The 20,546-nt window shown below is 70.7% G+C and carries 16 protein-coding genes; 6 read left to right on the plus strand and 10 right to left on the minus strand.

All coding sequences use genetic code 11. The annotated features are described in order from the left end of the window. Together HV783_RS23495 and HV783_RS23500 are read left to right on the plus strand one after the other, a co-directional pair. Positions 1–2,280: c-type cytochrome (locus HV783_RS23495; protein ID WP_175189971.1), on the plus strand; the 2,280-nt coding region annotated here is incomplete at its 5' end. A gap of 209 nt (positions 2,281–2,489) precedes the next feature. Continuing rightward, positions 2,490–3,806 carry an MFS transporter gene (locus HV783_RS23500; protein ID WP_006385090.1) on the plus strand — a complete coding sequence of 439 codons (1,317 nt, stop codon included), beginning with the start codon at positions 2,490–2,492 and terminating at the stop codon, positions 3,804–3,806. Between the two features lie 96 nt (positions 3,807–3,902). Here the strand turns inward: HV783_RS23500 and HV783_RS23505 are convergent, their stop codons facing one another. The 3 genes from HV783_RS23505 to HV783_RS23515 form a co-directional block, all read right to left on the minus strand. Further along, complete coding sequence (locus HV783_RS23505) at positions 3,903–4,370, minus strand: MarR family winged helix-turn-helix transcriptional regulator (RefSeq protein ID WP_026384857.1); 468 nt, start codon at positions 4,368–4,370, stop codon at positions 3,903–3,905. A 93-nt stretch (positions 4,371–4,463) separates the two neighbouring features. After that, entirely contained in the window at positions 4,464–5,654 is a 1,191-nt protein-coding gene (locus HV783_RS23510) for an MFS transporter (RefSeq protein ID WP_175189972.1), read from the minus strand. 1 nt (position 5,655) lies between these two features. Beyond that, the gene (locus HV783_RS23515; protein ID WP_175189973.1) at positions 5,656–7,902 is read right to left on the minus strand and encodes a TonB-dependent receptor; all 2,247 of its coding nucleotides are present in this window, start codon (positions 7,900–7,902) and stop codon (positions 5,656–5,658) included. Between the two features lie 126 nt (positions 7,903–8,028). On the opposite strand from HV783_RS23515, the gene HV783_RS23520 reads away from it, so the two are divergent. After that, positions 8,029–8,649 (plus strand): TetR/AcrR family transcriptional regulator, encoded by a 621-nt coding sequence (locus HV783_RS23520; RefSeq protein ID WP_054415957.1) that lies wholly within the window; start codon positions 8,029–8,031, stop codon positions 8,647–8,649. 102 nt (positions 8,650–8,751) lie between these two features. On the opposite strand, the gene HV783_RS23525 is transcribed toward HV783_RS23520, so the two are convergent. Further along, complete coding sequence (locus HV783_RS23525; RefSeq protein ID WP_054502384.1) at positions 8,752–10,296, minus strand: MFS transporter; 1,545 nt, start codon at positions 10,294–10,296, stop codon at positions 8,752–8,754. A 155-nt stretch (positions 10,297–10,451) separates the two neighbouring features. Here HV783_RS23525 and HV783_RS23530 point away from each other — a divergent pair, with 155 nt between their 5' ends. Beyond that, complete coding sequence (locus HV783_RS23530) at positions 10,452–11,327, plus strand: LysR family transcriptional regulator (RefSeq protein WP_144657715.1); 876 nt, start codon at positions 10,452–10,454, stop codon at positions 11,325–11,327. Positions 11,328–11,404: 77 nt separating this feature from the next. Here HV783_RS23530 and HV783_RS23535 read toward each other — a convergent pair whose 3' ends face one another. From HV783_RS23535 to HV783_RS23550, 4 genes are all read right to left on the minus strand, one after another. Then, entirely contained in the window at positions 11,405–11,851 is a 447-nt protein-coding gene (locus HV783_RS23535) for a universal stress protein (protein ID WP_175189974.1), read from the minus strand. 133 nt (positions 11,852–11,984) lie between these two features. Next, entirely contained in the window at positions 11,985–12,671 is a 687-nt protein-coding gene (locus tag HV783_RS23540; RefSeq protein WP_054502386.1) for a GntR family transcriptional regulator, read from the minus strand. 108 nt (positions 12,672–12,779) lie between these two features. Continuing rightward, positions 12,780–14,183: a dipeptidase gene (locus tag HV783_RS23545; protein WP_175189975.1), complete on the minus strand. Its 1,404-nt coding sequence runs from the start codon at positions 14,181–14,183 to the stop codon at positions 12,780–12,782. A gap of 32 nt (positions 14,184–14,215) precedes the next feature. After that, on the minus strand, positions 14,216–15,187 hold the full coding sequence (locus tag HV783_RS23550) for a tripartite tricarboxylate transporter substrate binding protein (RefSeq protein ID WP_175189976.1): 972 nt from the start codon (positions 15,185–15,187) through the stop codon (positions 14,216–14,218). Positions 15,188–15,320: 133 nt separating this feature from the next. On the opposite strand from HV783_RS23550, the gene HV783_RS23555 reads away from it, so the two are divergent. Continuing rightward, entirely contained in the window at positions 15,321–16,235 is a 915-nt protein-coding gene (locus HV783_RS23555; protein WP_175189977.1) for a LysR family transcriptional regulator, read from the plus strand. Positions 16,236–16,447: 212 nt separating this feature from the next. Next, on the plus strand, positions 16,448–17,491 hold the full coding sequence (locus tag HV783_RS23560; protein ID WP_175142710.1) for a D-cysteine desulfhydrase family protein: 1,044 nt from the start codon (positions 16,448–16,450) through the stop codon (positions 17,489–17,491). A 60-nt stretch (positions 17,492–17,551) separates the two neighbouring features. On the opposite strand, the gene HV783_RS23565 is transcribed toward HV783_RS23560, so the two are convergent. After that, complete coding sequence (locus tag HV783_RS23565) at positions 17,552–18,538, minus strand: tripartite tricarboxylate transporter substrate binding protein (RefSeq protein ID WP_054415546.1); 987 nt, start codon at positions 18,536–18,538, stop codon at positions 17,552–17,554. Between the two features lie 60 nt (positions 18,539–18,598). After that, entirely contained in the window at positions 18,599–20,542 is a 1,944-nt protein-coding gene (locus HV783_RS23570) for an acyl-CoA synthetase (protein WP_175189978.1), read from the minus strand. Positions 20,543–20,546: the final 4 nt, after the last annotated feature.

Genomic DNA, 20,546 nt, shown 5'->3' on the forward strand with positions numbered 1-20,546 from the left:
CCGGCGCTGCGTTCGCGCCACCCCTGGGCCGTGCGCCCCAGCCTGGCGCGCCTGCTGGCGCGGCCCGGTCACGCCCAGGCCTGCGGCCAGGCCACGGTGCAGGGCGACAGCCCGGTGCTGGCGCCTGCGGCATCGCGGGATCTGCCGCACGCCAGCATCGACGAATTGAACGCGGCCCAGGTGTTCGCCGGCGAAAGCCTGTGGCACGAGCGGGCGCTGGCGGCGGGCGAGGATCCGGTGGGCTGGCGGCTGCGGCACATGGTCGATGATCGCGGCCGCGAACTGGCGCGCCAGGTGGTGGAACAGGCGCAGGCGGCCACGGCGCAGGAGGCCACGTCGGCCGCAGACGGCCTGCTGCGCGGCACCGGCCTGGCCACGGCGCAGGTCCGCTGCGAGGCCGAGGATGGTTCGGCGCAGATGGTCTGGAGCGCCTGGGTGGCCGACGTGGCGATCCAGCCCGCCACCGGGCGCATCGAGGTGACGCGCGTCGTCGCCGGCCACGACAGCCAGGACCTGCGCGCGGCGCAAGGCGCGACCACGCGGCTGGCCATCACGCGCCAGCAACCCGAGCGGCTGGCCGATGCCCGCCGTCTCATTGCCGGCCCGGCGGCGTTCGACGATTGGCGCGGCGCCGAACCGATGCCGTCGGCCGCGGGCCTGGATGCGGTCGCCATCGCGGCGCCGGACGTGCCCGGCCCGTTGCGCGAAGGACGGCTGGACGTGGATGGCGTGCTGACGCTGCCCGCCGCCGCCGCCATCGCCAACGCCATCCAGGACGCCACCGGCGTGCGCCTGCGGCAGGCGCCGTTCGACGCCGGCCAACTACGGCTGGCGCTGGCGGACCGGCGCGCGGCCGGCGGGAAGGGCGCATTGCGCCGGGGCTGGGGCTGGCTGGCGGCCGGCGCGGCCGGACTGGCGGCCATGGCCACCGCGTTGTGGCCGCTGAAGTCGGCGCTGCCGCTGACCGCGGGACCCGACGCCTCCCTGTATTCGGCGCAGGCAATCGAGCGCGGCCGGCTGGTGGCGGCGGCCGGCGACTGCGTGGCCTGCCACACCGCGCCGGGCGGCGCGCGCAACGCCGGCGGCCTGGCGCTGGAGACGCCGTTCGGCGTCATCTATTCCACCAATATCACCCCGGATGCGCAGACCGGCATCGGCCGCTGGTCATACGCGGCCTTTGAACGCGCCATGCGCCAGGGCATCCACCAGGACGGCCGCCAGTTGTATCCGGCGTTTCCGTACACGGCCTATGCCAAGCTCAGCGACGCCGACCTGCAGGCGCTGTACGGCTACCTGATGTCGCAGCCCGCGGTGGCCGCGACGCCGCCGCGCACCGAGCTGGGCTTTCCGTTCAACCTGCGGCCGCTGCTGGCCGGCTGGAACCTGCTGTTCCACGATCCCAAGCCATTCACGCCGGATCCCTCGCAGGACGCCGAATGGAATCGCGGCGCGTATCTGGTGGAAGGCGTGGGCCATTGCGCCGCCTGCCATTCGCCGCGCAACGCGCTGGGCGCGGAGAAGGGCGGCCTGGCCTACCTGGCCGGCGGCCAGGCCGAGGGCTGGAACGCGCCTGCGCTGAACCGTCTGGCCACGGGCGAGCGGGCCTGGTCGGGCGAGGAACTGTTCCAGTATCTGCGCACCGGCTATTCGCCGCGCCATGGCGTGGCCGCGGGCCCCATGGCGCCCGTGATCCATGGGCTGGCCGAACTGCCGGCCAGCGACCTGAAGGCCATCGTCACCTATCTGATGGCGGTGCCAGGGCGGACGCCGTCGGCGGCGCGCGCGACGGCCACGGCCACGGCCACGGCTACGACCACGGCCACGGCAAGCGCCGCCACGTCGGCCAGCGTCGTTGCCGCCCCGGCGGTCACGACCGCAACCGCCGCCGCCACCATCAACGCGGTCCCCGCGCCCGCGGCCGTCAGCGAGGCCATCACGCTGCGCCGCGCCAGCGGCGAACGCATCTACCAGAACGCCTGCGCCGTCTGCCATGAAGCCGGCAGCGGGCCGACCCTGTTCGGGGTCAAGCCCCTGCTGGGCCAGAACACCAATCTGCACGCCGCATCGCCGGACAACCTGATCCAGGTGATCCTCCACGGCATCCAGGCCCCGGCCGACGATGCCCTGGGCTACATGCCGGCGTTCGGCAACAGCCTGGATGACAGGCAGATCGGCGATTTGATCGACTATTTGCGCGCGCGGTTCGCGCCGGAGGAAGAGGCTTGGCCAGTTGACACGACGACCATAGGCAGGCTGCGCCAGCACGCGCAGCAGCAGTAAGGGGAAGACGGGGCAGCGGATCGGCCCATGGCGGGTCCGGCCGCGCCTCGCGACACAACATCGCGCGCATCGGTTTTCCATCGACGCCTGTCCGGCGCCGAGGGGCGCGGTCGACCTTCGCATCCGCGAAGCCGGCCATGCACCGAACCGGGGCCCGACGCCTTTCCAGGCGCGGATCCCGCGCGCGGCACACAAAGGGAATCACGCATATGTCAGCTTCATTCATCACGGTGGAACAAGGCATCAAGACCGCCGGCGTCGGCAAGTTCCAGTACCGGCTGTTCATGATTTTCGGGCTGGTCTGGCTGGCCGACGCCATGCAGGTGCTGTCGATCGGCTTCAGCGCGCCTTCGATCGCCCGCACCTTCGGCATTCCGGTGCCCGAGGCCTTGCAGACCGGCACCGCGTTCTTCGTCGGCATGCTGATCGGCGCCTTCGCGTTTGGCCGGCTGGCCGACCGCATCGGCCGCCGCCCGGTGCTGATGATGGCCGTGGTCATCGACGCCTGCGCCGGCGTGGCCTCGGCCTTCGCGCCGGACTTCGCCTGGCTGCTGTTGCTGCGCTTTGTCACCGGCATCGGTGTCGGCGGCACGCTGCCGGTGGACTACACCATGATGGCCGAGTTCCTGCCGAGCGAACGCCGCGGCCGCTGGCTGGTGCTGCTGGAATCGTTCTGGGCCCTGGGCACCATCTGCCTGGCGCTGCTGGCCCTGGCCGCGCTGTCGTGGGGCGACGATGCCTGGCGCGTGATCTTCTTCGTCACCGGCCTGCCGGCGCTGATCGGCGTGGTGCTGCGCTTCTACATCCCCGAGTCGCCGATGTACCTGAACCGCAACGGCAAGTCGGGGCAGGCGCGCAAGGTGCTCGAACGCGTGGCCCGCGTCAACGGACGTCCGACCGACATCCCCGAGCTCAAGCCGGAACTGCATGAGCGCAAGCCGCTGTCAGCGCTGTTCTCGAACGCGCTGCGCCGCCGCAGCATCGCGCTGTGCCTGGCCTGGGCGCTGATCTCCATCGCCTACTACGGCGTGTTCGTCTACCTGCCGATCAAGCTCAGCAGCCAGGGCTTCGCCTTCATGCGCGGCCAGGAATTCCTGGTGCTGCTGGCGCTGGTGCAGTTGCCGGGCTTCGCGCTGTCGGCCTACGGGGTGGAGCGCTGGGGCCGCAAGCCCACGCTGGTCGGCTTCCTGATCCTGAGCGCGGTGGGCTGCATGCTGTACAGCCTGGGCACCTCCAGCTTCCTGGTGGTCGGCTCGACGCTGCTCATGAGCTTCGCGCTGCTGGGCACCTGGGGCGCGCTGTATGCGTTCACGCCCGAGGTCTATCCGACCGACCTGCGCGCCAGCGGCATGGGGCTGGCGGGCGCGGTGGCGCGTTTCGGCGGGCTGTTCGCGCCGGCCATCATCGCGCCCATCATGGCCACCCACTTCACGCTGGCGCTTGCGGTGCTGGCGGCCATGCTGCTGGCCGCGGCGCTGTCGATCCGGGCGGTCGACGTCGAGTCGCGCAACCGCGCGCTGGACTGATCCGTCAGAAGGGCGGCGCGCATCCGGGAGGACGCGTGCCGCTCGCACGCCGGAAGCCCGGACGCCGGACGCCCGGACGCCGGAAGCCCGGACGCCTCATTCCCCGGCGTCGCCCTCGATCATCTTGCGCAGCAGGAATTCCAGCGCCACGCGCTCGGCGGGATTGAGCGTGCCATAGGTGCTTTCGGTGATCTGCAGGGCGAAGGGTTCCATTTTTCGCACCAGCTCCTGGCCCACCGGGGTCAGGTTGATCACCACCTTGCGGCGGTCGTGCGGGTCGTGGTCGACCCGCACCAGCTCGCGCTGCTTGAGCCGGTCCACCACGCCGCGCACCGTGGCCTGGTCGATGACCGTGGCCTTGACGATATCCGCCAGCGAACTGCCCTGGTTGTCGCGCACCGAGCACAGCACGACGAACTGCGCCGCGGTCAACTGCGAGTCGGGGATGTACTGCTGGAACAGGGCGGTATGCCGTTGGTACACGCGCCGCAGCAGGTGTCCAATCTGGTCGGAGAACAAATAGCTGTCCTTGTCGGGGGCGGACTTGTTTTTCACATTTCGCATAAGCCTATCCGAAGCCATACCCTGGGTACGATGATCTATCTCAATGGGATGTCCGGAAGTTTACGGGGCTTGCCGCCTTTGTGCCGACAGGGATCAGGTTTTTCGCAGCGCCGCCATGAAGCAGGCCACGGCCAGCACCGCGCAGGCGGCCGCCAGCGCATAGAACGCAGGCCAGCCGACGAGGGCGATCAATGCCGGCATGCCCAGCAGCGCCAGCGTGCCGACGAAGCGGCCCAGGCCGTACAGCAGCGCGTAGTCGGTGGCGGCCTGGCCGCCCGCCGCCCAGCCCAGGATCAGGCCGCCCATGACGATGTACAGGCCGCTGACGCAGGCGCTGATCGCGATCGAGGCCGCGATGGCCAGGTCGGCGTGGCCGATGTACAAGGCCATGACGATGGCCAGCGCGCCGGCCACGGTGGCCGCCAGCAAGGCCCACAGCAAGGGCCGCGGGGCGCAGCGCCGCAGCGCCGCCGGCAGCGCCAGGGCCATCGCCAGGTTGGCCAGCGGCGCGGCCACGCCCAACACCCAGCCGATGCGGGCCAGCGGCACGCCCAGGTCCACCAGCATCAGCCGGTTCAGGTTGAACAGCGCCATCAGCGCGCAGGTGACCAGGCTGATGCGCAGCAGGCGCCCGGCCATGGCCGGTTGCCGCAGGGCGGCCCGCAGGCCCGGCCTTGCCTGCCGCGCCGCCGCTGGCGCGGCGTGGTCGGGCAGGCGCCAGGCCGGCAGCGTCGCGAACGCCATCAGGGCGGCCAGCAACAGCAGCGCGCCTTCCCAACCCAGTCGGGGAAACAGGCCGACCAGCACGCCGCCGCCCAGCACCGCGCCCAGCGACAGGCCGCCGACCTTGGCCGCCGATGCCGCGCCGCGATGGGCGTCGGCAATATGCTCGACCGTCCAGGCGTCCAGCGCCACGTCCATGGTCGCCACCGCCAGCGTCGCGGCCAGGCCCAGCCCGAACAGCGCCGCCAGCGGCAACGCGCCGCCCAGCGCGATCGCGGCCACCAGCAGCACCGCCAGGCCCTGCGCCGCCACGATCCAGCCGCTGCGCCGGCCCAGCCAGGGCAGGCGCCAGCGATCCACCAGCGGGGCCCACAGGAAGGTCACGCCGAACGGCAGGTACAGCGCGAATACCGGCGCCATCGAGGTCAGCGCATGGCCCTTGCCGCGCATGATCGGGCCGACGCCGCCCTGCACGAAGCCGAGCACCGCGCCAAGCGACACGTACAGGGCCGCGATGGCGGCCAGGCGCGCCCAGGGCGCGGCGGGTTGGCTGGTCCGCATGTCAGAACTTCCAGCTCATGCCGACGCCCGCCAGTCGTTCCTGTCCCAACCGCACAGAACTGACCGTGGGTCCCCAGCTCTGGCCCGCCACCAGATATCGCTTGTCGAACAGGTTGTAGACGAAGCCATAGATTTCCAGCGGCCCGTCGCGCCAGCCGGCGCGCAGGTTGACCACGTCGTAGGCGGGCAGGGCGAAGCTTTCCTTGACGTCGGCCGCGCGCGCGCCGACGTGCTGCCAGACGATCTGGCCGTTGAGCTGGCCGGGCAGGCCGAGCGGTCGCGCCGGCGCCTCGACTTCCACGCCCAGATTGGCGGTCAGGCGCGGCACATTGGGCACACGGTTGCCCGACTGGGCGCCGGTGGCGCTGCCGGCGGGCACCGAGACCAGTTCGGCATGGGTGTAGCCGGCGCCGCCGATCAGCTTGACGTTGGGATGCACGCGCGCCGCGAAGTCCAGTTCGGCGCCCTTGCTGCGGTAATCGAGCGAGGCGGGCGTGAACAGCAGGGCGGACGGGTTGAACACGATCAGGTGGCCGCGCTTGACCTCGTTCAGGAATACCGAGCCGTTCAGGTCCAGGCGGCGGTCGAACCATTGCGACTTGAAGCCCAGTTCGTAGGTCCAACTGGTCGAGGCCTCGAACGGCGTTTCCGGCTTGCCGGTCGGCGTGTTGACGGACACGCCGGCAAAGCCGCCCGAGACATAGCCGCGCGACACGGTGGCGTAAGTCATCAGCGCGTCGCTCCAGTCATACGACAGGCCGGTGCGGCCGGTGACGAAATTGTCGGACAGCGTGTCGTGCTGGCGGAAGTTGGCCACCACCGCGGGGTTGCCGTTGCCGGTGTAGCGGTAGCGCGCGTCCTTGGCCTCGTGCGTGTAGCGCAGGCCGGCCAGGGCTTTCAGTTTCGGCGTCAGCGGCACGCTGGCCTCGCCGAACAGCGAGGCGCTGTCGGTCTTGATGCGGTTGGCCTGGGTGCCGTTCTGGGTCTGGAAGTTGAACGCCGCCGGCGAGGCCTTGGCGGTGGTGTCGTTGCGGAAGCTGGAGTGGAAGTAGTTGGCGCCCACGGTCCAGCCCAGTGCGCTGGTTTCCGGCGAACTCAGGCGCAATTCCTGTTGCCAGCTCTGTTCCTGGAAGCGGATGTCGGCGTAGTCGGCGTAGGGCACGTTGTACACGGACGCGGGCCGGCCGGTCATCGCCGAATAGATCAGGCCGTCGGTCAGGTCGAAGGCCTGGCGCGAGCGCGAATCCAGGTAGCTGGTCAGCGAGGTCAGGGTGAAGTGCTCGAACTCGTGCTCGACCTTGACGCTGCCGCTGCTGTCCTTCCAGTCGATCTTGTTCTCGGGATCCGAGGCGGTCTGCGGAAAGCGCGGGTTCTGCAGCCACACGAAGCGCGGCGCGGCGGCCTTCTGCTGGTCGTACGATCCGGTGACCGTCACCACGGTGCTGGCGCCGGGCGTCCACAGCACCGTGGCGCGCGCCGCGCCCACGTCGGCCCAGCCGTCCTTGCCGCCCGAAGCCAGGTTGGGGGTGGTCCCGTCCACCGTGGTGTAGCGCAGCGCCAGGCGCGCGGCCACGGTGTCCGACAGGGCCTCGTTGGCGATCAGTTCGCCCAGCCGGTGACCGTGCGAGCCGATCTCGCCGCGTATGGTGTATTCGCGGTCGAACACCGGCTGGTTGGCGATCACGTTGATGGCGCCGCCCTGCGTGTTGCGGCCGAACAGCGTGCCTTGCGGCCCGCGCAGCACCTCGACCCGGTTCACGTCCAGCAGCGTCGGCGGCGCGCCGTAGACCGAGCGCGGCACGTCGTTGGCGTACATCACCACCGAGGTGTCGTCCGGCGACAGCGGCGCGAACGAGCCCACGCCCCGGATGGTGAAGACGTTGGAATTCTGGCCGCCCGTGTCGGTGAACGCCAGGTTGGGCGCCGAGCGCGCCAGGCCGGCGTTGCCGGCCTGCGGCGCGGCGTCGGCGCTCAATTGCTCGCCGTTCAGCACGGTCATGCCGATGGGCACGTCCTGCGCGCTTTCCTCGCGCCGGCGCGCGGTCACGGTGACGGCGGGCAGTTCGGTGGCGCCGGCCCGGGGCGGGTTGGAAGCGGCCTCCGACGCCGTCGTCGACGCCCACGCAGCGTCGGAGGCGGCTGCGGGAGGCGTTTGCGCCCGCGTTGAGAACGGGGGCAGGGTCAGCGACAACGCCAGCAGCAGGGGGCGGCACAGGCGGCAGCGCGGGAGCGCGGGTGACGGGGGCAAGACAAACTCCAGGGTGGTTAATGAGAATTTGTCGCAATTCTATTGACTAAACGTTTGGTCAGTCAATTGATCAATGCGTTTCGCGCCCGTAACATGCCGGTTGCCGCAACGATGGAGACCCTCGGCATGACAGAGCTGCGCTCGCAATACACGACGCCCGACGCCCGCGACGTGATCCTGGAATCGGCGCTGACGCTGTTCGCCCGCCTGGGTTTCGACGGTTCGACCATGCGGCTGATCGCGCAGGAAGCCAAGGTCTCGCCCGGGCTGATCCACCATCATTTCAAGGACAAGGAAAGCCTCTGGTCCAAGGTGGGGGAATGCATCACCGAGGATTTCCTGGCCGCGATCGAGCCGATCACGCGCCAGCCCGTCACGGCGCGCACGGTGCCTGACATGGTGGGCAGCTATCTGCGCTACTGGAAGACGCACCCGGCCGCTTTGCGCTTCCAGCTTTGGCGCGTGATGGGGGCGCAGGAAGCCGAGCGCCGGGCGCGCTCCGAACGCCTGAACCGGCTGTTCGTGCCGGTCTTCGCGCAGGCCCAGAAAGCCGGCTTCGTGCGCGCCGACATTCCGGCTGGGCAGGCCATGATCACCACCGGCGCGCTGATCCAGTACTGGCTGCACAGCCACCTGGAAGTGGCCGACGCCATCGCGGCGGGCGGCGGCGCCATGCCGGACGAGGCCGCGTTCCTGGAGTACGTGTTGAGCCTGGTGGGGGCGCGGCGCCCGGGCGATGCGGCCTAGTGGCCGTTTCTTTTCGTGATTGACAGGCCCGGGGTGCAGCGACCTTCCAACGCGTTTCGCACTGGTGCATGACCGCCCGCAGGCCGGGCCTGCAACGGCGGCTCAGCGCGGCGCGGGGGCGGACACCTTGGCGCCGCCACGCCAGCGGTTCACCAGCACCAGCAACGCGGTGGCCAGCAGCAGCACGGTGGCGGTGGCGATGACCGCCGCGTAGCCCGCGTCGAACGCGTCGCGGGCCAGCCGCGCCAGCGCGGCGCCTGTGTCGCTGGACAGGCCCTCGGCCACCACCAGCGCTTCGTCCAGGCTGTCGCGCGCCGCACCGGCCCCGGCTGCCGGCAGGCCGGCGGGCACGTCCAGCGTGTGCGCGTAGACGCCCGACAGGATCGAGCCCATCAGCGTCACGCCCAGCGCGCCGCCCAGTTCATACGACACTTCCTCGATCGACGCGGCCATGCCGGCGCGCTCGGGCGTGGCGCTCTGCATGATGGTGCTGGACGCGGCGGTCATGGTGGCGCCGATGCCCACGCCCAGCACGCACAGGCTGGCGATCTGCGCCGCCAGCGCGCCGTCGTAGCTGAACAGGTAGCCGCCCATGCCCAGGCCGGACACCAGCAGCGAGACGAACAGCAGGCGCGCGCTGCCCACCTTCGGCAGCAGCCAGCCGGCCAGCGGGCCGGCGATGAACGCGGCCAGCGGCAGCGGCAGGATGTAGAGCGCGGCCTGGATCGGCGACATGCCCAGCACCAGTTGCAGGCGCTGGCTGAACACCAGCTCCATGCCGAGCAGCGCCGCCGCCGCGAACAGCGCCGAGGCCACCGCCGAACTGAAGCTGCGGTTGCGGAAGATGGCGAAGTCGATCAGCGGATGGGGCCGCGCGCGCTGGCGCCGGGCGAAGATGAACAGCATCGCGGCGCCGCCGGCGCAGGCCAGCGCGGCGTCCAGCCAGGACGGCTGGGCGCGGCCCAGCTCCTTGAGCGCATAGGCGGTCAGGATCAGGCCGACCATCACCTGCAGCGAGCCGACCAGGTCCCAGGGGCGCTGGCGGTCCGGCCGGCCGGCCGGGATGTAGCGGCGCGCCAGCGGCAGCGCCAGCAGCACGATCGGCAGGTTGATCAGGAACACCGAGCCCCACCAGAAGTGCTCCAGCAGGATGCCGCCGATGACCGGACCGAGCGCCGCGCCGCCCGAGGCCACCGAGGCCCAGACGCCGATGGCGATGGCTCGCTCGCGCTCGTCTGCGAAGGTCAGGCGCAGGATCGACAGCGTCGCCGGCATCATCATGGCCGCACCCACCGCCAGCACCGCGCGCGCCGCGATCAGCGCCGCGGGGTTGGGCGAATAGGCCGCCGCCAGCGAGGCCGCGCCGAACACGGCCAGGCCCATCATGAACAGGCGCTTGTGGCCCAGGCGGTCGCCCAGCGTGCCCATGCCCAGCAGCAGGCCGGACACCACCAGCGCGTAGATGTTGACGATCCAGAGCTTGGACGAGGCCGTCACGCCCAGTTCGTGCGTGAGCCGAGGCAGGGCGGTGTACAGCACGGTCATGTCGACCACGATCAGCAATAGGGCGCTGGAAACGATGGCCAGCACCAGCCAGCGACCCGGCGCGGGCGCGGCGACAGCGGGGGAGGGATTGCGCTGCGTCATGCATTGACTCCTATAACGCCGGATATTTTCAATCTATGAAGCATGGATAAGAAGTTGGAATCCATCTATAAAATAGATGTATCGGTGGCGGCTCCGTCGCCCCGTGCGGCCGGCAACCGTTTTGAAGGCTTGCCTGGCCACGACCGGAGACAACCATGCACTGGACCCTGGAACAACTGCGGCACTTCGTGGCGGCGGCGGACGCCGGCTCGTTTTCGGCGGCGGCGCGCCAGGTGGGCCGGGCGCAATCGGCCGTCAGCACCTCGCTGGGATTGCTGGAAGCGGACCTGGGGGTGGAGCTGTTCGACCGCTCGCGCCGCAATGCCACGCTGACCCGGGCCGGTGAAGTGCTGTTGCAGGAGGCGCGCGAGCTGTTGCGCCAGGCGGCGGGACTGGAGCAGCGGGCGCGGTCATTCGCGGCCGGGCAGGACGCGCACCTCAGCCTGGCGCTGGACGAGGCCTTGCCCGATCGGGTGCTGGGCGCGCTGGTGAAGGAGGTCTCGGCGCGCTTTCCCGCGCTGGAACTGACCCAGTTGAACGGCACGGCCACCGAAGTGGCGGACTATGTCTCGCAGGGGCGCGCCAGCGTGGCGTTCCATTACGATCGCGGCGATCCGGGCGCGGCCTTCGCCCATCGCTACCTGGGCGACGTGGGACAGGGCATCTTCGTGGCGCGCGACCATCCGCTGGCCGCGTTGCCCGAAGTCACGCGCAACGACCTGGCGCGCCATCGTCAACTGGTGATGCGGATGGAGGGGGTGGAGGATGTGGTGATGAGTCCGTCGGCGTGGCGTTCAGACAGTTTCTACAGCATCGCCGCCATGGCCGTGGATGGCTTGGGCTGGGCCATTCTGCCGCTGAACATCGCCGAGTACGAGGGCTACCGCGAGGACCTGGCCAATGTGCCGTGCGTCGGCCTGTCGCTGCCGCCGCTGTCGGTGCGCACGCTCTGGCTGCAGGGCCGGACGCCGACGGCCACCGAGCGCTGGATCCAGGATCGCATGGAGCAACTGCTGCATCCGGCGGCCTGAGCGGGCCGGAGCGGCCGGGCGGCCGGCGCTGGCGGCCTGCGGAAGGCGACCGCCGCGGCGGCCCGAGCCCGGACGTGTCAGGCCTTCTTGCGATACACCAGCACCGGCGTGGTGGAGTGCGCCAGCACCTTCTGCGTCTGGCTGCCCAGCACCACGGCGGCCATGCCGCGCCGGCCGTGCGAGGCCATGGCGATCAGGTCGCAATGGCGTTCGCGGGCGGTGTCGATGATGGCCTGGTAGGGATCCTCGTGGGTGGCGCGCAGCGTTTCGCAGGGCACGCCGGCCTCGCGCGCCTGGGTGGCGGCGGCGCTCAAGAGGCGTTCGGCCTGGGCGCGGATCTGGCCCTGGTAGTCGCTCAGGCTGTGGGCCACTTGCGCCGCGCCCATGGCGAAGACGTGGAAGGGCTCCTCGACGGTGAGGATGGTGGCCTTGGCGCCCAGCGACTTGGCCAGATCAAGGCTTTCGACCAGCGCTTCCGAGGACAATTGCGAGCCGTCCGTGGGAATGAGAATGTGCTTGTACATGGTGTCTCCCGTGTTTGTGCAGCGGCCGTCGCGACTTGCGACGGTTACGTAACACTGTATCGGTCGGGAGAGGGCGGCTACTTGAGCGGAATCAAACCTTGCGCAGGGTCAAACCGCCCCGCGCGGCCCCGCGTCAGCTCAACAGCGCCGCGACCAGGTCGCCGCCCGCGCGGTCGCTTTCGCTGAAATCGAGCGCCGTCTGCACGTGTTCCAGGTGCTCGTCCATCAGCGCGCAGGCGCGGTCGACGTCGCCGGCGCGGGCCGCTTCGATGAAGGCGTGATGCTCGCGCGATGAGCAACTGGCATCGTGCGAGCTCTGGTACAGCACGGTGATCACGGCGCTGCGCGCCGACAGCTCGCGCAGCATGCCGGTCAGCACCGAATTGCCGACGGCCTCGGCCAGCAGGATGTGGAAGTCGCCCAGCAGGCGGTTGCGGGCCTGCACGTCGCCGCTTTCGACCGCGGCGCGCTCCTGGGCCAGGTGGGCGTCGATGCGGCGGTAGTCGGCCGCCGTGGCGCGGGCGACGAACTCGCGCGCCAGCGCGGCCTCGAGGATGCGGCGCACCGCGTAGACCTCGCGCGCCTCGTTGGCGTCGGGCTTGCTGACGAAGGCGCCCTTGTCGGGCACGATGTTGATGAGCTTGTCCTTGGACAGCATCAGCAGGGCCGCGCGGATCTTGGTGCGGCTGACCTTGTAGACGCGCGCCAGCGCCTCTTCGCGCAGGCGGGTGCCGGGCGGCAGCCGGTGCGCCACGATGGCGGCGGCGATGGCCTTGGCGATATCGTCGGCGCTGGGATCGGCGGGAACTTCCTGGGTCATGAAGCGCGGGGCGGAAAGACTGTATGGGCAGCCAGTCTATCAAAATCCCGGGCTGGCAACATTTATTGCATACGAAAATTGTTGGAGCCGCTGCCTCGTCCGCCGCACTCAGGCGCGGAACGCCGCCGGCTGGTACTGGCCGAGCGCGTCGAGCAGCCGCGTCCAGGCCTGCACGCCCTCGCGGATCGAGCCGATGCGGAAGAACTCGTTGGGCGCGTGCACGTCCTCGTCGGGCAGGTTGAAGCCGAACATCAGCGTGTCGATGCCGAGGGTTTCCTTGAACACCGACGTGATCGGCACGGAGGCCCCCAGCCGCACATGGATCGGATCGCGGCCGTCTTCGGTCCGCAGCACCGCCTGGGCCGCGCGCACCAGCGGATGGTCCGGCGCCAGCGTCGAGGCCGGCGAGCCGTCGTGCATCGCCACCACCTCCAGCGCGGCGCCGGGCGGGCAGTGCGCCCGCAGGTGCGCCAGGACCGCGCGGATCACCCGCGCCGGGTCCTGGCCTTCGACCACGCGCACGGTCAGCTTGGCCGAGGCCTCGCAGGCGATGATGGTCTTGGTGCCGGCGCCGGTATAGCCGCCCCACATGCCGTTCACGTCCAGGGCCGGGCGCAGCGTGATGCGCTCGCGCGGGCTGTAGCCGGGCTCGCCATGGCTGGTCGCGCCCACGTCGTCGAAGAACGCCGCCTCGTCATAAGGAAAGGCGGCGGTGTCCTGGCGCTGGCGCGGCGTGGGCGGCGCGGCGTCGTCGTCGAAGCCGGCCACCGCGACGCGGCCATCGGCCGCATGCAGCGTGGCCAGCAGCGCGGCCATGTCGTGCAGCGCATTGCGCACGCCGCCGCCATAGCGCCCCGAATGCAGATCCTTGGCGGCCGTGCGCAACCGCACCTCCAGCGCCGCGTTGCCGCGCGCGCCGGTGTTGATGGTCGGCACCTGGGCGCTGGCGCGGCCGCCGTCGGCCGACAGCACCGCGTCGGCGGCCAGCAGGGCGCCGTGGCGCTGGATCAGCGCGCGCAGCGTGGGGCTGCCGGTTTCCTCTTCGCCCTCGATGAACACCTTGATGTTGACCGGGCAACTGCGCAGCGTGGCCAGGAAGGCGAACACCACCTCCAGCGCCACCGTGGTCGAACCCTTGACGTCGGAGGCGCCGCGCGCATAGAGCCGGTCCCCGACCTGGGTCGGCTCGAAAGGCGGGGTGCGCCACAGTTCCAGCGGGTCGGTCGGCTGCACATCGTAGTGGCCGTAGATCAGCAGCGTGGGCTTGCCGGGCGCGCCCAGCCACTCGCCGTAGACGGCCGGCTCGCCGCCGCCCTCCAGCAATTGCACGTTGTGCAGCCCGTCGCGGCGCAGCCGCTCGCACAGGAAGTCGCGCGCCCGCGCCATGTGCGGGGCAAAGGCCGGGTCGGCGCTGACGCTGGGGATGCGCAGGAATGCCTTGAGCCAATGCGCGATCAGCGGCTGGCGCGCGTCGAGGTGCGCCAGCACCGGCTGGATGAGAGTGTCGGACATGCAGACTCCGTGGGAAGGAAGAGGGCGGCCGCTCATTCGGCCTGGAAACCGCTGCTGCGCACCAGTTCGGTCAGGCGCGCGGTCTGTTCGGCATAGAAGGCTTCGCTGGCGCCCAGGGTCTGCGGCTCGAACAGGATCTTGCCCTGGGCCAGCAGCGTCTTGCGCGCGGCGGGGTCGGCCAGCGCCGCCTCGACCGCCGCGTGCAGCTTCTGCGCCACCGCATCGGGCGTGCCTTGCTTGACCATGTAGGCGGTCCAGATGGTGTAGTTGAAGTCCTTCAGGCTGGCGCTTTCCTGCACGCTCGGCACGTCGGGCAGCATCGGCAGGCGGTCGCGGTTGAGGGTGCCGATGATGCGGATGCGGCCTTCGCGCCGCAGGTCCTCGTAATTGGCCTGATAGGGCACGATGGCGAAGTCGATCTGGCCGCCCGCCATGTCGGTCAGCATCGGCGAGGCGCCGCGATAGGGGATGTGCGTCAGCGTCAGGCCGGCGCGCTTGGAAAGCGCCTCGGTGATGAGGTGGATCATCGAACCCGCGCCGCCCGAGCCGTACGTCAGCGGCGCGCCGCCCCGCCGGGCCAGCGCCACCAGTTCATCGACGTTGGCCACGCCCAGCCCGGCGCGCGTCATCACCACGTAGGGCGAGGTGGCGACCGGCGCGATCATGCGGAAGGCCTCGGGCCGGTAGTGGACCGATTTGTTGGTCAGGCCGGCCAGGATCAGTTCGTTGGGCGAGCCCTGGAACACGTAGTAGCCGTCGGCCTTGGCGCCCAGCACGCGATTGGCGCCGAGCACGCCGTTGGCCCCGCCCAGGTTCTCGACGATGACCTGGCCGCCCAGCGCCTGGGTCATCGGCCCCTGCAGCGCGCGCGCCGTGATGTCGCTGGCGCCGCCGGCCGGATACGGCACCATCAGCGATACCGGCCGGGCGGGGTAGTCTTCGGCGGCGGCGCCCGTGGCCAGCAGGGCGAGCGCGGCGACGGTGGATAACAGCAGTGTCTTCATCGGAGTCCCTTGGATGTTGTGTGTTTTCCGGAATGCTAGAAGCGCTGTTTTCATCTGTCCAATCGATTGATTGGCTGATTACAATGCGTTTTATGCATGATTTTTCGCGGCGCGGCCGCGTCCCGGAGATTTCATGAATCTGTCGCAACTGGCTCATCTGGTGGCGCTGCTGGAGACCGGCTCGTTCACCCGCGCCGCGGAATCGCTGCACCTGTCGCAGCCCGCGTTCAGCCGCAGCATCCAGTTGCTGGAGGCCGAGCTGGGGGCGCCGCTGGTGGATCGCATCGGCAAGCGCAACGAGGCCACGCCGCTGGGTCGGCAGGTGGCCGCGCGCGCCCGCCGGGTGCTGGCCGAGGTGCACGAGATCCGGCGCGAGGCCGAGCTGCTGGCGCAGGGCGCGGCCGGCGCGGTGGCGCTGGGCCTGGGTGCCGCGCCCGGCGCGCTGTTGAGCGTGCCGCTGATGCGCCATGTGATGGACGCCTATCCGCGGCTGCGCGTGCGCCTGTCGCGCGGGCCGACCGACGCGCTGCTCGCCGGCCTGCGTGAACGCGCCCTGGACGCGCTGGTCGTGCACGTGCGCACGCTGGACGACGACGCGGACCTGGACGTGGCCGCCATGCCCAGCCTGGCGTCGGGCTTTGTCTGCCGCCCGGACCATCCGCTGCTGGCGGGCCCCGCGCCGTCGCTGTCGCAGGTGCTGGCGTATCCCGTGGTGTCCACCGGCCTGTCGCCGGAGATCCGGCGGCGCGTCGCGGCGGCGCGGCCGGACGGCTTCGAACTGCACATGGAAAGCGAGGACATCGGCGGCCTGCTCGATATCGCCGCGCGCTCCGACGCGCTCTATCTGGGCGTGCTGGCGTCGGCCGCCGGGCCGGTTGCCGAGGGCCGCCTGGCGCGCCTGCCGCCGCCGCCGGATTTCGACATCGCGGCGCATTTCGCCTTTGTCACGCTGCGCGGACGCAGCGAAAGCCCGGCCACCCGCATCGCGCGGGAGTTCTGCTTCGAGCAGATGGGGCGGGCCGCGCAGGGGGCGGCCGCCGAGGGCTAGGGCCGGCTCACACGGCAAGCAGCCTCGCGCAGGTCCGGGGAGGCGCCTCGCCGCGTCGACGACCCCTGGCGCGACGGATTCATGCCGCTTTGTGCACAATCGGCACGCCAGCCCTGATCAATCGCGCGGCCGTCTTGGCGTATCCTGCTGCGGTCGGCGCCTCGCGCCAGCGGCGCGCGCCGCCGGCCATGCCTTTCTCCCTGGAATTCCCCATGCCCACTGGCCTTTCGTCCGCGTTGCAGCGCTTTCCCCGTCATGCCTTGCTCGACGGCCCCACGCCGATCCAGCGCCTGGCCGGGCTGGAGGCGGCCCTGGGCGCCGCGGCCAACGGCGTGCGCCTGTACGTCAAGCGCGACGACCACATGTCGCTGGGCGGCGGCGGCAACAAGCTGCGCAAGCTGGAGTTCCTGCTGGGCGAGGCGCGCGCGCAGGGCGCCGATACCGTGGTGACGGTCGGCGGCCTGCAATCGAACCACGCGCGCCTGACGGCGGCGGCCGCGGCCCGCGCGGGCATGGCCTGCGAGCTGGTGCTGGGCCGGGTGGTGCCGCGCGACGACGTCGATTACGAGGAAAACGGCAACATGCTGCTGAACCGCCTGTTCGGGGCGACGGTGCATGCGCTGCCGGTGGGCGCCGATGCCATGGCGGCGGCGCTGGAGCGGGTGCGCGCGCTGGAGTTGGCCGGGCGCCGCGTCTACCTGGCGCCGCTGGGCGGGTCGACGCCCGTCGGCGCGCTCGGTTACGCCGCCTGCGCGTTGGAGATCCTGGCGCAGTCGCGTGAACTGGGGGTGGACTTCGCCCGCATCGTGGTGGCCAACGGCAGCGCCGGCACCCATGCCGGCCTGGCGGCCGGGGTGGTCGCGGCGGGCCTGCCCGCCAGCCGCGTGCAGTCTTTCACCACGCTGGCCGACGCGGAGGTCGCGCATGCCAAGACGGTAGACCTGACCGCCGCCACGCTGGCGCTGCTGGCGCAGGGCCGGGCGGACGACGTTGCGGCGCCGGCGCCCAATGACATCCTGGTCGATGGCAGCCAGCGCGGCCTGGCCTATGGGGTGCCCACGCCTGCCATGCTGGAGGCGGTCGGCCTGCTGGCGCGCAGCGAAGGGCTGCTGCTCGATCCGGTGTATTCCGGCAAGGCCTTTGCCGGCCTCCTGGCCGACGTGCGCGCCGGCCGCCACGCGCCGGGCAGCGACGTGCTGTTCGTGATGACCGGCGGCGCGCCCGGCCTGTACGCCTACAAGTCCGCGTTCCAATGAAAAAACGGGCCGGCCGCCGCGAGGCGCCCGGCCCGTCCAGGACGGAGCCTGGGGGCGGTGTCAGTCCTTGGCCATCAGCCCCAGGTACTCGATCAGCCCCTTTTCCTTGACGTAGGTCGCCTGGGCCCAGGCCTTGTAGTCGGCGCTGTCGCGGTAGGCGGGTTCCTGGTTAAGCTGTTTCATGACCTCGATGCTGGCCGGGTCGAACAGCGCCTTCTTGAAGGCGTCATGCAGCGTCTTGACCACCGCCGGGTCCATGCCCTTGGGACCGGCCAGGCCGTAGGGCGAGGTCGATACGACCTTGTAGCCCAGCTCCTGCGCGGTCGGCACGTCGGGCCAGCGCGTGGTGCGCTTTTCGCCGAACGTCACCAGCAGCCGCATCTTGCCCGAATCGACGAACTGGTCCCAGCCGGTGGCGTCGCTTTGCGCCATTACGTGGCCGCCCAACAACGCCTGCTGCATGTCGGCGTTGCCCTTGTACGGCACGTGGTTCAGCTTGACCTTGGCGTTGATGGCCACTTCCTCGATCAGCAGGTGCGGCGACGAGCCCACGCCGGTCGAGCCGTAGTCGATGGTGCCCGGATGCTGGCGCGCGGCCTCGATGTACTCATTGAAGGTCTTGTAGGGCGAGTCGGCGCGCACCGTGAAGCCGAAGGTGTAGCCGGACAGGCCGATGATGAAGGTGAAGTCGTTGATCGGGTCCCACGAGGTCTTCTGCATGTATGGCATGCGCAGCATGGCCAGCGTGTACAGCGCGACGGTGTAGCCGTCGGGCTTGGCGGTGCGCGACATGGTCGCGGTGCCCAGCGTGCCGCCCGCGCCCGGGCGGTTCTCGACGATGACGGGCTGGCCCAGGTACTTGGATGCGTCCTGCGCCACGATGCGCAGGTGGCGGTCGGTGGAGCCGCCGGCCGGGAACGGCACGATCAGCGTGATGGGCTTGGTGGGAAAGGCGTTTTGCGCCGACGCCGCGGGCGCCAGCGCGCCGCCGGCCAGCGCCAGCAGCAGGGCGCCGAGGCAGGCGCGGCGCAGGGGTTGGTGGGCCATGGGGCTTGTCTCCGATGTGATTATGGTTTTGTGTGTCGTGGCTGTGTTGCGAGGCGCCGGTCAACCGCGCAGGGCGACCTTGACCGGCAGTCGTTGCAGCGCCTCGCGCAACTGCTCCTTCAGCGGCGCGGGGGTGGCGGCGTCGGCTTCTACGGCGACGTCGGGCTGCGCGTCGGACAGCACGCGCAGCAGGGGACTGTCCGGCGGCAGGCCGGCCTGTTCGAGGACGCGCTCGACCACGGCGCGCGCCGAGACCGCCGTGGCCAGGCGGCGCAGGTCGGGCTTGTAGATCTTGCCGACGTTGGTCATGGGCATCTGCTCGAGCACGATGACGCGCTTGGGCCGTGCCGGCGCCTCGTCGACGTGGGCGGCGGCGTAGGCGATCAGCTCGGCCTCGGAGACCTCGGCATCGTCGGCCAGGGTCACGAAGGCGATCGGCAGCTCGCCCGCGTACGGATCGGGCGCGCCGACCGCGGCGCAGATGCGCACCGCCGGGTGCGAGGCCAGCGCATCCTCGATGGTCTTGGGATCGATGTTGTGGCCGCCGCGGATGATCAGGTCCTTGGCGCGGCCCTGCAGGTGCAGGCGGCCCTCGCTGTCCAGGAAACCGACATCCCCGCTGATGAGCCAGCCGTCCTCGGTGAAGGCGCGCGCCGTGTCCTCGGGGTCGAGAAAGCCGGGGATCACGTTGGGCGACTTGAACAGCAGCATGCCGGCCTGCCCGGGCGGCAGGTCGCGCGCCGGCTGCCCGGCGGGCGCATCCAGGCCGACGACGCGCACCTGCACATAGGGCAGCGGAAAGCCCACGCAGTTGACCGGAAAGCGCGAGCCGGGCGGCGTGATCGAGGTGATGCCGGCCATCTCCGTCATGCCCAGGCTTTCGTTCACGTGCAGGCCGAACAGGCGCTCGAAGCGCGCCGCCAGCTCCGCCGGCAACGGCGCGGCGCCGGTGCGGCAGTAGCGCAGCGACGAGATGTCGGCGCCGTCCAGCGGGATCTCGGCCAGCGCCGCCAGGATGGTCGGCACGCCCTGCAGCGAGGTGGCGCGGTGGCGCTCGACCAGCCGCCAGTAATTGCGCAGCACGTCGCGGTTGCGCAGCAGCAGCGTGGTCGGGATCACGGTCTGCACGCCGGCCGACAGCGCCGCCAGCGAGGCCGGCAGCACGCCCGCCACGTGGAACAGCGGATAGCCGTTGATGACCACGTCGCCGGGTCCCGCGCCCTGCAACTGCACCGCCGCCCAGGCCGTGAAGACCTGGTTGGCGTGGGTGTGGATGGCCAGCTTGGGCGCGCCCGTGGTGCCGCCGGTGTGGAAGTAGGCGGCCACGTCGTCGGCGCGGATCACGCGGCCGCTGACCAGCCGGTCCGAGGGCTGGCCAGCGCGCGCGCTGTTGAAGTCGAGCGCGAAGTCGGGCAGCGCCGGGCGTTGCGACGGCGGCTCGTCGTGCGGCGCGACGCGCAGCAGCGTGCGCAATGTCGGCACCCGCTCGCGCAGGCGCAGGGCCTTGGACCAGGACTCGCATTCGGTGTCCGAGCCGTAGGCGATCAGCACCTTGGCGCCGGCGGCGGTCAGCAGCGAGGCCAGCTTGTCCTCGGTCAGCAGCGGGTTGAGCGGCTGCACGATGCCGGCGGCCTCGCCGCCCCACAGCGCCAGATGGTATTCAAGGCAGCCCGGCAGCAGCACGCCGACGGCGTCAGTCGGGCTGAGTCCCAGGCTGTGCAGCAGGTTGGCGGTCTGGTGAATGCCGGCCAGCAGCTCGTCGTAGCGCCAACTGATGGCCGGCTCGTCGGGATCGGCGTTGCGCAGGAAGGTCAGCGCGGTGCGGTCGCCAAAGGCGGCGGCCGAGTTGCGGAAGATCTCGTAGGTGCTTTGCACCGTCAGCGTCTCGGCCAGCGGCCGGGCCGCCAGGCGGCGCACGTCGTCGATGGAACGCACCGGGAACGGCGCGGCGAAAGGCGGGGCGACGGGAGGGGCGGTGGGGGAGGCTATGGGGGCCTGCGTCATGATG

The sequence above is a fragment of the Achromobacter dolens genome (genome assembly GCF_902859745.1).
GTDB lineage: Bacteria > Pseudomonadota > Gammaproteobacteria > Burkholderiales > Burkholderiaceae_B > Achromobacter > Achromobacter dolens.

Coding starts and splice junctions, on each gene's coding strand:
- HV783_RS23545 (WP_175189975.1), bottom strand. CDS start 14,183: ATGTCCGACACTCTCATCCAGCCGGTGCTGGCGCACCTCGACGCGCGC.
- HV783_RS23510 (WP_175189972.1), bottom strand. CDS start 5,654: ATGCGGACCAGCCAACCCGCCGCGCCCTGGGCGCGCCTGGCCGCCATC.
- HV783_RS23500 (WP_006385090.1), top strand. CDS start 2,490: ATGTCAGCTTCATTCATCACGGTGGAACAAGGCATCAAGACCGCCGGC.
- HV783_RS23565 (WP_054415546.1), bottom strand. CDS start 18,538: ATGGCCCACCAACCCCTGCGCCGCGCCTGCCTCGGCGCCCTGCTGCTG.
- HV783_RS23540 (WP_054502386.1), bottom strand. CDS start 12,671: ATGACCCAGGAAGTTCCCGCCGATCCCAGCGCCGACGATATCGCCAAG.
- HV783_RS23520 (WP_054415957.1), top strand. CDS start 8,029: ATGACAGAGCTGCGCTCGCAATACACGACGCCCGACGCCCGCGACGTG.
- HV783_RS23560 (WP_175142710.1), top strand. CDS start 16,448: ATGCCCACTGGCCTTTCGTCCGCGTTGCAGCGCTTTCCCCGTCATGCC.
- HV783_RS23555 (WP_175189977.1), top strand. CDS start 15,321: ATGAATCTGTCGCAACTGGCTCATCTGGTGGCGCTGCTGGAGACCGGC.
- HV783_RS23535 (WP_175189974.1), bottom strand. CDS start 11,851: ATGTACAAGCACATTCTCATTCCCACGGACGGCTCGCAATTGTCCTCG.
- HV783_RS23530 (WP_144657715.1), top strand. CDS start 10,452: ATGCACTGGACCCTGGAACAACTGCGGCACTTCGTGGCGGCGGCGGAC.
- HV783_RS23550 (WP_175189976.1), bottom strand. CDS start 15,187: ATGAAGACACTGCTGTTATCCACCGTCGCCGCGCTCGCCCTGCTGGCC.
- HV783_RS23570 (WP_175189978.1), bottom strand. CDS start 20,542: ATGACGCAGGCCCCCATAGCCTCCCCCACCGCCCCTCCCGTCGCCCCG.
- HV783_RS23505 (WP_026384857.1), bottom strand. CDS start 4,370: ATGCGAAATGTGAAAAACAAGTCCGCCCCCGACAAGGACAGCTATTTG.
- HV783_RS23525 (WP_054502384.1), bottom strand. CDS start 10,296: ATGACGCAGCGCAATCCCTCCCCCGCTGTCGCCGCGCCCGCGCCGGGT.